General features: G+C 65.5%; 11 protein-coding genes. 5 read left to right on the top strand and 6 right to left on the bottom strand.

Going from position 1 to position 12,169, the window contains the following annotated elements:
• Nucleotides 1–252: 252 nt before the first annotated feature.
• The 5 genes from ACN0WF_RS16200 to ACN0WF_RS16180 all read left to right on the top strand — a co-directional run bounded on the left by ACN0WF_RS16200 (nt 253) and on the right by ACN0WF_RS16180 (nt 5,331).
• On the top strand, nt 253–1,557 hold the full coding sequence (locus ACN0WF_RS16200) for an ABC transporter substrate-binding protein (RefSeq protein ID WP_417773815.1): 1,305 nt from the start codon (nt 253–255) through the stop codon (nt 1,555–1,557).
• A 109-nt stretch (nt 1,558–1,666) separates the two neighbouring features.
• On the top strand, nt 1,667–2,569 hold the full coding sequence (locus ACN0WF_RS16195) for a carbohydrate ABC transporter permease (RefSeq protein ID WP_417773814.1): 903 nt from the start codon (nt 1,667–1,669) through the stop codon (nt 2,567–2,569).
• Entirely contained in the window at nt 2,569–3,453 is an 885-nt protein-coding gene (locus ACN0WF_RS16190) for a carbohydrate ABC transporter permease (protein ID WP_417773813.1), read from the top strand. The genes ACN0WF_RS16195 and ACN0WF_RS16190 overlap by 1 nt, the downstream gene beginning before the upstream one ends.
• 22 nt (nt 3,454–3,475) lie before the next feature.
• A complete protein-coding gene (locus tag ACN0WF_RS16185; RefSeq protein ID WP_417773812.1) occupies nt 3,476–4,546 on the top strand; it encodes an ABC transporter ATP-binding protein in 1,071 nt (356 codons plus the stop codon).
• 17 nt (nt 4,547–4,563) lie between these two features.
• On the top strand, nt 4,564–5,331 hold the full coding sequence (locus tag ACN0WF_RS16180) for a DeoR/GlpR family DNA-binding transcription regulator (RefSeq protein ID WP_417773811.1): 768 nt from the start codon (nt 4,564–4,566) through the stop codon (nt 5,329–5,331).
• Nucleotides 5,332–5,400: 69 nt separating this feature from the next.
• Here ACN0WF_RS16180 and ACN0WF_RS16175 read toward each other — a convergent pair whose 3' ends face one another.
• Genes ACN0WF_RS16175 through ACN0WF_RS16150 form a run of 6 tightly spaced genes read right to left on the bottom strand, consistent with a single transcriptional unit; the run spans nt 5,401 to nt 12,166 of the window.
• A complete protein-coding gene (locus tag ACN0WF_RS16175; RefSeq protein WP_417773810.1) occupies nt 5,401–6,057 on the bottom strand; it encodes an aspartate/glutamate racemase family protein in 657 nt (218 codons plus the stop codon).
• Nucleotides 6,054–6,827 carry an aspartate/glutamate racemase family protein gene (locus tag ACN0WF_RS16170; protein WP_417773809.1) on the bottom strand — a complete coding sequence of 258 codons (774 nt, stop codon included), beginning with the start codon at nt 6,825–6,827 and terminating at the stop codon, nt 6,054–6,056. The genes ACN0WF_RS16175 and ACN0WF_RS16170 overlap by 4 nt, the downstream gene beginning before the upstream one ends.
• A gap of 29 nt (nt 6,828–6,856) precedes the next feature.
• Nucleotides 6,857–7,468: a cysteine hydrolase family protein gene (locus ACN0WF_RS16165; protein ID WP_417773808.1), complete on the bottom strand. Its 612-nt coding sequence runs from the start codon at nt 7,466–7,468 to the stop codon at nt 6,857–6,859.
• Nucleotides 7,465–9,537 (bottom strand): hydantoinase/oxoprolinase family protein, encoded by a 2,073-nt coding sequence (locus tag ACN0WF_RS16160; RefSeq protein ID WP_417773807.1) that lies wholly within the window; start codon nt 9,535–9,537, stop codon nt 7,465–7,467. Before ACN0WF_RS16160 ends, ACN0WF_RS16165 begins: the two co-directional genes overlap by 4 nt.
• Nucleotides 9,534–11,270 (bottom strand): hydantoinase B/oxoprolinase family protein, encoded by a 1,737-nt coding sequence (locus tag ACN0WF_RS16155; protein WP_417773806.1) that lies wholly within the window; start codon nt 11,268–11,270, stop codon nt 9,534–9,536. The genes ACN0WF_RS16160 and ACN0WF_RS16155 overlap by 4 nt, the downstream gene beginning before the upstream one ends.
• Nucleotides 11,267–12,166 (bottom strand): isocitrate lyase/PEP mutase family protein, encoded by a 900-nt coding sequence (locus ACN0WF_RS16150; RefSeq protein WP_417773805.1) that lies wholly within the window; start codon nt 12,164–12,166, stop codon nt 11,267–11,269. The genes ACN0WF_RS16155 and ACN0WF_RS16150 overlap by 4 nt, the downstream gene beginning before the upstream one ends.
• Between the last annotated feature and the right edge of the window lie 3 nt (nt 12,167–12,169).

Here is a 12,169-nt window from a genome sequence, read left to right as displayed (position 1 = left end):
GTCAGATGGGAAGAGGGGGCATTCGTCACAAAACTGTTTTGGAAGTTGACGATATTGGAATCCGAATTCGTCAACTCCTTCACATGAAGGCCCGCAGCCGACTGCGGCGAAACCATCTCATAGGGTGAGATTTCGCTGAAGTCGCTGAATTAAAGTGCTTTCTCTGCCTTGTCCCTGGGCGCAGAGGCGGTGCTGTGTGGCCTGTACATGCGTGGTCTTGCGAATTTCCACAAGCTCATGGAGGTCTCTCGCATGAAATCCACAAATTCCGGCATTTCCCGCCGCCATCTCCTCGCGCTCGGCGCGGCAGCTCCTCTCGCCGGCATGATGTCGGGCGTGATCCGCCCGGCCATGGCCGCTGGCAAGACCAAGCTCCAGTTCATGTATCCGGTTGGCGTTTCCGGCGATATCAACAAGATCATCTCCGGCATGATCGCCAACTTCAATGCCGAGCACCCGGACATCGAGGTCGAGGCTGTCTATGCCGGCAGCTACGACAACACCGAGCAGAAGGTGATCACCAGCCTGGGCGTCGGCGAGCCTCCCGCACTTTGGCTGCCGATCAATTCCGCGCTCCAGACCTTCCTCGGCCTCGACGCGCTTGAGGATGTCACGGACCTGGCCAAGGGCGACGACATCTATCAGGATTTCCTGCCGGGGTTCCTGAACACCTGCGTGTCCGACGATCGCCTCTACGGTCTGCCGTTCCAGCCCTCCACACCGGTGCTCTACTACAACAAGGACGCCTTCCGTGCTGCCGGCATTACCAAGGCGCCGGACACCTGGGATGAGCTTCTCGAGACCGCCAAGGCGCTCGCCATCCGCGAGAACGGCGAGCTCAAGCGCTGGGGCCTGATCATCGGCGGCGGCTGGCACGACTGGATGTTCGAGTGCTACTGCCGTCAGAACGAGCTCGTGCCGTGGCAGAAGGACAAGGTCCTGTTCGACCGTCCCGAGGCGATCGATGCGCTTGAGTTCTGGGTGAAGATGGTCGAGGCAGGCGTCATGGCGCCCGCGTCCACCTGGCAGGGCTCGGCCAACGACTTCATGGCCGGCAGCACGGCGATGCTCTACCACTCGACGGGCTCGCTGACCAACCTGCGCACGTCGGCGCCGTTCGACGTGGGCGTGGCCTTCATGCCGAAGAACAAGACCTACGGCGCGGCCCAGGGCGGCGGTCCGCTCATGATCGCCAAGAACCAGACCGACACCCAGAAGGAAGCCAGCTGGACCTTTGCCCGCTGGATGACCAACACCCAGAACCAGGCGTCCTGGAGCAAGGCGACCGGTTACCTCGCGGTGCGCAAGTCCTCCTGGGAATCCGAAGAGATGCAGAGCTATCTGCAGGAGGTTCCGGCTGCCAAGGTGGCCCTCGACCAGGCCGCCTATGCCGGCGCATTCCTCCAGGTCCCGGGCTACCACCGTGTGCGCGAGTATCTGAAGAGCGCGCTGGACCGCACGCTTGCCGGCGAGATCAAGCCGGATGTGGCGCTGAAGGAAGCCGCCGCCAGCTCCAACCGCGAGATCGAGCGCATCCTGCGTCGCCAGAAGGGCTGATCTGCCTTCACCTCGCCGATAGTGGCGCGGGCTCTCGCGAGCCCGCGTCCGTCTCCCGTTTGCGGGGCCCGAGCCCTGATGGCTCCCGCCCGACCCGAGGACACCCGCCATGACGCCAGGCGTCGCCCGCGCGCGCCGGAACGAAGCGCTTCTTGCCTACGCGCTGCTCTTTCCCTCGCTCGTCTTTCTCGGCCTCTTCACCTATTGGCCGATCATGCGCTCCTTCTGGTTCAGCCTGCACGACGTGATGCTCGGCGATCCGCGGATGTTCTGGATGGGGGCGGAGAACTATGTGCGGCTTCTCGACGACGGTCTGTTCTGGAAGGTCTTCGCCAACACCGCCTTCTACACGCTGACGACGATACCCCTGTCCATCGCCGTCGCGCTGCTTCTGGCGGTGGCGCTCGACAGCAAGCTGCGCGGCATGGCGGTCTACCGCTCCGCCTTCTTCTACCCGGTGATGATCCCCTCGGTCGCCGCCGGCATGGTCTGGGTGTTCCTCTATGCGCCGGGCTACGGACCGGTGAACGAGGCGCTGACCGCGATCGGCCTGCCGCGTCTCGACTGGCTCTACGACAGCAAGTGGGCGCTGCCGGCCATCGTCCTGATGAGCATCTGGAAATACTCCGGGTACTTCATGTTGATCCTGCTGGCCGCGCTCAAGCTGGTGCCCTCTGATCTCTACGAGGCCGCGCGCCTCGATGGGGTGAGCGCGCCGCAACAGCTCCTGCACATCACCATTCCACTGATCTCGCCGACGCTTTACTTCGTCATCGTGATCGGCCTGCTGCACAGCTACCAGATCTTCGACTACGTCTATGTGATGACGCAGGGCGGCCCCGCCGACGCGACCAATGTTCTGACCTTCTACATCTACCAGAACGGCTTCCAGTATCAGGACATCGGCTACGCCTCGACGCTGGCGAACACGCTGCTCGTCTTCGTGCTGGGACTGATCGGCATCGTCGCCGCAACGCTCGGCCGGCGCGTGCACTACATGGGAGAACGCTGATGACCGCGACCCCGCTTGTCGCGCCCTCGGCAAAGGCCGACGTCGCGCCACGCCGCCCTTCGGCAATGAAGCGCTTTCGGCAAGGCTGGCTCCATTTGGTCATGATCCCGGTCGCGATCCTCTGGTTGAGCCCGCTGGCATGGATCGTCCTTACCTCGCTGAAGACCCGGTCGGAGGTTTTCGACCCCGAGGCCGGGTTCCTTCCCGCTGTCCTCAACTTCGCCAACTATCCGGCAACGCTCGCCGTGGCCCCCTTCGGCACCTATCTCGTCAACTCGATCATTGTCACGGGCTCCATCCTGGCAGCCCAGCTGGTGACGATCACGCTGGCCGCCTATGCCTTCGCGCGACTCGAGTTTCCCTTCAAGAGGGTGCTCTTCACCCTGTTCCTGCTGCAGGTGATGTTCCCGATCTATGCGATCTTCCTGACAAATTTCGTCACGCTGCGGGAAATCGGGCTCATCAACACCCTGCCGGCGATGATCGTGCCCTTCGTGGCCTCGGGCTATGGCACCTTCATGCTGCGCCAGTCATTCCGTCAGGTTCCCTCGGAGCTGTCGGATGCTGCCCGGCTCGACGGGTGTGGTCATTTCGGCATTCTGTGGCACGTGTACCTGCCGCTGGTGCAGCCGACGCTGATCGCCTTTGGCATCATCTCCGTCGTAACGCACTGGAACGACTACATGTGGCCGCTGCTGGTCACCAACTCCGACAGCGTGCGCACCTTGCCAATCGGGCTTGGGCTGCTTGCCAAGTCGGACAGCGGCGCGGACTGGACCCGACTGATGGCCGGCACGACCATCGTCGTCTCGCCGCTGCTGCTCCTCTTCGTGATCTTCCAGCGCCGATTCATCGACAGCTTCATGCATACCGGCGTCAAGTGACGCCCCATCCGGAGTCCGTTTCATGGCCACCGTCACGTTGCAGAACGTCTGCAAGTCCTACGGCAACCGAAAGACCGTCCACGACGTCAACCTGACCATCGAGGACAGGGAATTCATGGTGCTCGTCGGCCCGTCCGGCTGCGGCAAGTCGACCACGCTGCGTATGGTCGCCGGGCTTGAGGACATCACCTCGGGCCGGCTCCTGATCGACGGGCGCGACGTCACCGAGGCGGCGCCGCAAAAGCGCGACATCGCCATGGTGTTCCAGTCCTATGCGCTCTACCCGCACATGACGGCCTGGCGGAACATGGCCTTCGGTCTGATGAAGACGACGCGGCTTTCGAAGTCCGAGATCGACAAGCGGATCCAGGAAGCGGCGGAGATCTTGAATATCACGGACCTTCTCGACCGCAGACCGAAGGAACTCTCCGGCGGAGAGCGCCAGCGCGTCGCCATCGGGCGGGCACTGGTGCGCCAGCCCAAGGTGTTTCTCTTCGATGAACCGCTGTCCAACCTCGACGCCAAGCTGCGCAATCGCATGCGCGGCGAGTTGAAGCGCCTGCATCAGGAACTGGGTCTGACGGTGATCTATGTGACCCACGACCAGATCGAGGCCATGACGCTCGGCACCCGTGTGGCGATGATGTCCGAGGGTGCGCTCCAGCAGGTCGGCGCGCCGATGGAGATCTACATGCAGCCGGCCAACACTTTCGTCGCGACCTTCATCGGCTCACCCGAGATGGGGCTTGTTCCCTGCCGCAGCGAGAAGGGGGGCGCGCTGCATCACGTCGCCTTCGGCGCGCCGCTGGCGTTTGGCGGGGCCGAGCTTCCCGACGACGTCATTCTCGGCATTCGGCCCGAGGAGGTGCGTTTCACCCGCGCACGCGGCATGGCGCGCGCCCGGGTGGAGAGCACCGAGTTGATTGGCGCGGAAGCGGTCGTCGAGGTGATGCTGGGCCAGGACCGGATAACGGTGCGCAGTGCCGTCTCCGACGCGCCGGAACCGGGCTGCGATGTCGGCCTCGACTTCGATCTTGCCCGCGCCAGGCTCTTTCATGCCGGCACGGGACAGGCTATCGACCTCAGGGGATAGGCTGGAGGAGCGAGGTCATGGCGACCACCGCGAGACAGAACCAGATCCTCTCGCTGCTGAAGGTGAGAGGTAAGGCGGCTATTTCGGAGCTCGCCGAACATCTCGAGGTTTCGGACGAGACCGTCCGTCGGGACCTGAAGGGGCTTTCGGCAGACGGGCTGGTGGAGAAGTTTCACGGCGGCGTGCGCTTGTCGCTTCCGCGTACCGAACCGCCCTTCGAGCGCCGACTGCGCGAGGCAACCGATGCCAAGCGCCTGATTGCCGCGCGTGCCGCCGCCTTCATTCGCGAGGGCGCGACCGTGCTGCTCGACAACAGCTCGACCGCCTGTTTCCTGGCGCGCGAACTTGTTCACCGTGAACCGATGACGGTTCTGACGATCTCCCTGGAGATCGCGCAGATCTTTGCCGCCGCCGCAACGCGACACCGGGTCATCCTGCCCGCCGGCGAGTTGCGCGCCGAGGATCGCACGATCACGGGAAACAGCACGATCGAGTTCCTGTCGGACTTCACTCCGAGCTATTTCGTCATGTCTGTGGTGGCGGGGTCGGATCGCGGGTGCCAGGACTTCGACTTGTTCGAGGCGGAATTCAAGCGGGCGATGATGCCGCGCGCCGACCAGACGATGTTGCTGATGGACAGCAGCAAGTTCGGCAAGTCCGGCCTGATACACGTTTGCGACTGGTCGAGGGTCGACGTGCTTGTCGCCGACGCCGTGCCGCTGGAAGTGGCGGCCAATTTCGAGCACGGGCATCTGTTGCTGGCGGACGGCAGCGGAGAGGGGTGAACCCTCTCCGCCGTGGCGCACGTGGCACCGGATCTTGGTGCCCGATCCGGTCGATGGGGCTGGGCGCCGTCAGGCTCCGCCGATTTTGCGTATGAGATCCGGCTTGCGCATCTCCGGTTCCGGATAGGCGCGCCGGCTGTGCGTGAGACCGAGGCCGACGAGGCTTTCGGCAAGCTTCACCGCCACGGGAAGCGGACGCACGAGCGGGACATGCGCTGCGCCCGAAGCAAGCGTGGCCGCAGTGCCGGCAAGCACCACCGCGTCGCTCGATGCGGCGCGCATGGCGATGTCCTCGGCGCTGGACACCTCGAAAACCCCGGAGCAATTGCCCAGGAGGCCATAGTCATGCACGAGCCGGCCGGCGCGGTTGAAATCGCGCGACGTGGCGAGCACGGAGAACCGGCCCGACAGGCTCATCGCGTGGAGCATCGAGCAGCGGCCGGCCGGGGCCACCGGGATCGAGAGCAGAGAGCGCAGCGCCGGAGCGCCGTAGTCGCCGAAGTCGGCCAGCGCCACCGCGTCGAAGCCTTCGGCTTCCGCGTCCTGGCCGGCGGCCATTACCGCAAGGTCCGCGAGCGCCCAGTCATGGGCGCCGACCGGTGGGGTGGAGACAAGAGGTACGCCGCGAACGACGATTTCGGTCGCTGCATCGGCAGCCGCCCTTGCCGCGTCGGTCTCGGCTGAGAGCTCGAGATCCTGCGGCACGAGAACGAGAATACGGGTCATTTCGCGCCTCCCGAAAGCGTGTCGGCGATTTCGCCCATGCGCGCCAGCCCTTCGGTGGCGACGGAGGAGGGCGCCGGATAGCTGGCCCGGCTGTGCGCGAGCTTCAGCTTGATCGCGGCGTCGGCCAGCCGGTAGGTGAGCGGGCCCGGATTGATGATCGGCACGGGCAGACGCTCGGCCAGCCAGGCGTGGGCCTCGTGCATGGTCGTGGAGCCAAGCATGATCACGTCGGCGCCATCCTCGGTGACGCATTTCATGGCCGCATCGTGGAGGGCGGGAAAGAACTCGTCCTCCTTGCCGGCAAGCAGGCTCTGGTTGTTGGGCTGAAGCCCGGCTGAGCGCACGGAGGCGAGCTTGTGGGCGATGCCGAGCTCGGCCACCGTCTTGCTGTAGAGGTGACGCCAGCGGTCCCACATGGCGAGCACGGAGAACTTCTCGCCCAGCATCAACGCGGTCAGCATCGCGTGCCGACCCGGTGCGATGACGGGGATCGACAGCACCGAGCGCAGAGCTGACATGCCGGAATCGCTCACCGTGTCGATGCACACCGCGTCATAGCCGTCTGCCTCGGCAGAAAGGCCGGCCTCGAGGATGCCTATGTCTGCGAGCACGGAATCCTGCTGGCTGACGTAGTTGACGGGTGCGATGCGCACGGGCTTGAAGTCGAACTCGATCCCGTCCCCGAGCTCAACCGCGTCGAGCTGCGCCTTGCGCTTCTCGAGGTTCTCCGCGCTCATCGGGAAGGGAACGATCACCAGGACCTTTGCCAAACTTTCCTCCTTGAAGTCTCTTTCCGGTCTTAGCCCGGGAATTCCTCGGTGATTTCCGCGACCGTGGCGACACGGCAGACAGGCTTGAGCGCCGCGATCGCCGTGTCATGCGTTTCTCGCGAGAAGGCCGCGCTGCCGTCGGACAGCACCGTCACGTCGAAGTCGCGCACATGGGCGTCGCGGACCGTGGAGGCGACGCCGCCGTTGGTGACGATGCCGCAGACGATGAGCTTGCGGATGTCGCACTTGCGCAGCACCCACTCGGGCCGCGTCATGTAGAACGCTGAATAGGCCACCTTCTCGACCGAAAGGTCGGCGGGGGCGAGTTCGTCGACGAGAGCGTGTCCCCAGCCGCCGGGCACGAAATCGCCCTTCTTCAGGAAGGGGCGCAGCTCTTTCAGATGCGGCGAGATCAGCGGCTCGCCGTTCTTGGCTGGGACCAGCGTGAACTGGGTCGAGATAATCCAGCCTCCGGCCGCGCGGATGCGGCCGACAAGCGGCGCTAGCCGCGCGGGCAGGGCGGCGATATCGGCCGCGCCCTGTCCCGCCCGCCCGTAGGCGCCGTCCGGGTGCAGAAAGTCGTTCTGGAGGTCGACGACGACGAGGCCGGTGTTGGCGGCGGGGATCTCTTCACGCATCATTTGCGCTCCATGATGATGTTTCCAAGTTCGTCGACGCGTGCCTTGAGGTCGGGATCCACCAGAACGGTGGCGTCCGGCTGCTCGAGAATGGCCGGACCGGAGATCTCGGCACCGACGGGAAGGTCGAGGCGGGCGTAGATCATCGTGTCGTGCCATCCGCCGTCGAACCAGACAGGGCGCGTGCCGATCCGCGCCTTGTCGAGGGAGCAGTCGTCGCCGGGAGCCAGGGTCTTCAGATTGAACTGTGGGCGACGGCCGATGGCCGAGGTGCGCAGGTTGACGATCTTTGCGGCCAGCCCCGGCAGAAGGCGGCTGAACGAGGCCTGATAGGACTTGTCGAAGGCCGCCTGGACGACGTCACGGGTAACGCCGGTGGTGCCCGTCTCGATCGTGACCGGCAGCGGCACCGACACCGTGTGGGTCTGGCCGATATAGTGCATGTCGAGCTCGAACACGATGTCGATCCGGTCCATCTGAAGCCCGGCGTCCTCAACGACCTGGCGCGCTGCGGCGGCTTCCGCGATCATGCGGGCGTCGAGCGCGGCGGGATCGAGTGCGTCGACCGTGAGGTTCACGGTCTGGACCTGATCGTGACGGATGTCGGCAATGACGCAGCCGAGCGCCGAATTGATGCCCGGATAGCGCGGAACGAGCGCTGCCTGGAGCCCGACGTCCTTGATGAGAGCGCCCGCATGGAGCGCCCCGCCGCCGCCGAAGGGCACGGCGACAAATTTCGCCGGGTCGTGGCCGCGCTCGATAGAGACGAGACGGATGGCTCCGGCCATGCGCCCGTCGGCGACGCGAACGATGGCTTCCGCCGCCTCCATGACGCCAAGGCCCGTGGGTTTTGCCACATGCTCCTCGATCGCCGCCTTGGCAGCTTCGACGTCGAGCCGCGCCAGTTTGCCGCCGATGGGGCGCTCTGCATTGATGCGGCCGAGCACGATGTTGGCATCGGTGAGGGTCGGGCGCGTGTTGCCCTGACCGTAGGCGACCGGCCCGGGGCGGGAGCCGGCACTTTCCGGCCCGACCTGGAGCAGGCCGCCGGCGTCGACATGGGCGATGGAACCGCCGCCAGCGCCGATGGTGGTGATCTCGATCATCGGCGTGCGCACCACGAGGCCGAAGTCGATGGTGGTCTGCGCCGCCAGCGAGGTCTCGCCGTCGACCACGAGCGACACATCGAAGGAGGTGCCTCCGAGGTCGCCGGTGATGATGTTGGGGAAGCCGGCAGCCCGGGAGATGGCGGCCGCCGCGATCACGCCGGCGGCCGGGCCGGAGAGTGCGGTGCGCACCGGCAGCTTGCGGGCGGTGTCGGTCGACATGACGCCGCCGTTCGACTGCACGATGTGGAAGCGACCGGTGAACTTCTCCGCGTTGAGTGCGGCGGAGAGCTTGCCGAGATAGCCGCCGACGACCGGTTGCAGATAGGCGTTGAGCGCGGTCGTGGAGGTGCGTTCGAACTCGCGGATCTCCGGCAGGATCTGCACCGAGCAGGCGATGTTGTCGTTTGGCCAGACCGCCCGCACGGCCTCGAGGGCGGCAAGCTCGTTCTCGGGGTTCGCGTAGGCGTTGATGAAGACGATCGCGATCGCCTCGGCGCCCGCCGCAAGCGCTGCCTTGGCAGCCGCGGTCACGCCGTCCGTATCCAGTGCCTCGTCGACGCTGCCGTCGGCGAGCACGCGCTCGCGCACCTCGAAGCGCAGGTCGCGCTCGATCACCGGTGTGAAGTCGCCCCACAGGCCCCAGGTGTTGAGGCGGTCGCGGCGACGCATTTCGAGAACGTCGCGGAAGCCCCGGGTGGTGATCAGCGCGGTGCGAGCGCCCTTGCGCTCCAGCAGCGCATTGGTGCCAACCGTCGTGCCGTGGACGATGGAGCCGAGATCGGCGATGTCGCCGAAGGTCTTCAGCCCCTCGAGGAACCCGGTGGCCTCGTCGCCGCGGTTGGAGGAGACTTTCGCGGTCCGGAACCGTCCCGCGGCCTCGTCATAGTAGAACAGGTCGGTGAAGGTGCCGCCGACATCGACGCCGACGACGGCACCGCCACTGGTGGTGAACTGGTTGGTCATGCGGCAGCTCCTTTGCGCAGTTGCCGGGTTTCGTTCTGGTCGACCTGGCCATCGGCACCAAGGGCGACGCCATAGAGCGTGCGCGCAGCCTCGCGGGTGACGAAGCCGAGGCGCACGTCGCGGGCAACCTTGTCGGCGGGGCGCGTCATTGGATCGCCGAAGCCGCCGCCTCCGGGCGCCTCGATGCGGATGCGCTGGCCCGGACGGACGCGAACATCGGTGATCTTGGAGGCCAGTTCCGGCGACTTGTCGCCCTCGTCCGATTGCCAGACGAAGCGGTTGAGCGCGGCCGGGCCGCCGCCTGCGACGCCGAGCGGCGGATAGATGCCGCGTTCGCCGAGCAGGAACACATCCGCGTTGGTCATTGTCTCCAGTTCATAGATCGCGCCGACGCCGCCACGGTGGTACCCGGCTCCGGCGGAATCGGGCCGCAGCGCCCATTGGGTGAACTTGACCGGGTAGGACGCTTCAAGGATTTCCGCCGGCGGAATAGTCGCCATGGAAATCGGATTGTTGGCATGGTTGAGCCCGTCGCTTTGCGGATTTCCGCCGAGTCCGCCGCCGAAGAAGGAGAACATCACGTAGCGCGAGCCGTCATCGCGGTAGCCGGCAACCGACAAAGCGTTGATCGTGCCGAAGGGGCCGGCGGTGGCGCGCGCGGGATCCGCCTGGGCGAGCGCGCCGAAGACGACGCCGATGACGCGCAAGATGGTTTCCGTGTAGCCGCCCACCGGCTTGGGCGGCTTGACGCCGAGAAGCGTTGTCGCGGGTATGTTGAAGGTGATCGGACGGAGGCAGCCGGCATTCGCCGGAACGGAGGTGAAGACATGCTTCAGCGCCACATAGCAGCAGGCGGCGGCGGTTGAATAGGCGATGTTGAGCGGGCCCGCGCAGGGAGCGGACGAACGTGAGAAGTCGAGCGTCATCTCCTCTCCCCGGATCGTCAGATCGAGGGCGATTGTCAGCTTGTCTGGCGTGATGCCGTCGTTGTCGAGATAGTCCTCGAACGAATAGCAGCCGTCGGGCAGCGCGCGGATCTCCTCGCGCATCATCGCCTCGGCGCGGTCGGAGAAGGCGTCGAAGGCTGCCGAAACGGTGCCGTCGCCATAGCCGTCGAGCAGGTCCGCAAGCCGCCGCTCGCCGAGGTCGAGGGCGTTGAGCTGGCCGTTGAGGTCGCCATAGTTGGACGCGGGTACCCGCGAATTTGCGGCCAGAATGTCGAGCAGGTCGCGGTTGATGACGCCCTTCGTGATCAGTTTCACCGGAGGAATGCGGACGCCTTCCTGGAAGCTCTCCGTCGCCTTGGCATTGAAGCCGCCGGGCACGTTGCCGCCGATGTCCAGCCAATGGCCGACCGAGGCGATCCAGCAATAAAGCTTGTCATCGCGGAACACCGGGCGCACGAGGCGGAAATCGTTGAGGTGCGTGCCGCCGGCGTAGGGATCGTTGAAGAGATAGGTGTCTCCGGGCGACAGGTCGCCGTCCTCCGCCACCTTGTCGATAACCGCCTTCACGGCGAAGGCCATGGCGCCGACGAAGATCGGCAGGCCGCGCGTGCCCTGAACCAGCGTCGCCCCGGTCTCGGCGTGGTAGAGGCCGTGGCAGGCATCGCGCGCCTCGGCGATGATCGGATTGAACGCGGAGCGGTAGAGCGTCGCGTCCATCTCGTCGGCGATCTGCTCGAGACGGCCGTTGAGAATGGCGAGCGTTACGGGGTCGAGCGTCGTCGTCATTCCGCGTCACCTTTCATGGAAGAGGCTTGCGCCGCCCCGTATTCCTCATACTGCCGGCCGGTCTCGAGCATGGCCGGTGTGCCGATCAGCTCGTTCAGCTCACCGAACTGGAACATGTTGTCGGCGAAGGGCGCATTGGTGCCATTGGCGAACAGCGAGGCGTAGTAGGCCTGCGCGGTGCGGGCGAGGGCGCGTACGATGCCGCCGGGGAAGATGACGATGCTGAAGCCCATCTCGCCAAGTTCGGCTGCTGTGAACATCGGCGTGTTGCCGCCCTCGACCATGTTTGCAAGCAGCGGCAGCCGGCCGCCGAGCGACTTGCAGATCTCCGCGAGTTGCTCGGACGAGCGCGGCGCCTCGACGAAGAGTACGTCGGCGCCGGCATCGGCATAGAGCGAGGCGCGCTCTATGGCGCGCTCGTAGCCTTCAACTGCGACCGCGTCGGTGCGCGCGACGATCAGAGTATCCTCGCTTGCCCGCGCATCGACGGCAGCCTTGACCTTGCCGACCATCTCGGCGGCCGAAACCAGCGATTTGTCGCTGAGGTGCCCGCAACGCTTGGGCAGCGTCTGGTCCTCAAGCTGAATGGCACTGGCGCCCGCGCGCTCGAAGGTCTTCACGGTGCGCTGGACGTTGAGCGCGTTGCCATAGCCATTGTCTGCATCGACAATGATCGGCGTCTCGACCCGCTGGCGGATCAGGGCGATGGTCTCGGCGACCTCGTTCATGGAGACGAGGCCGATGTCGGGACGACCGAGCTTGGTGTAGGCAATGGCCGCGCCGGAAAGATATAGCGCGGAGAAGCCGGCATCGGTGGCAATCGAGCCGGTCAGGGCATCATAGATACCCGGAGCGACGATCGGCTTGCCGCCGGCAAGTTGGGACTTCAGGGTCATTTC

This window comes from Stappia sp., from assembly GCF_048268045.1.
Taxonomy (GTDB): domain Bacteria; phylum Pseudomonadota; class Alphaproteobacteria; order Rhizobiales; family Stappiaceae; genus Stappia.
Note: the sequence above shows the minus strand (reverse complement) of the source record. Positions and strands in the feature narration are given on the sequence as shown.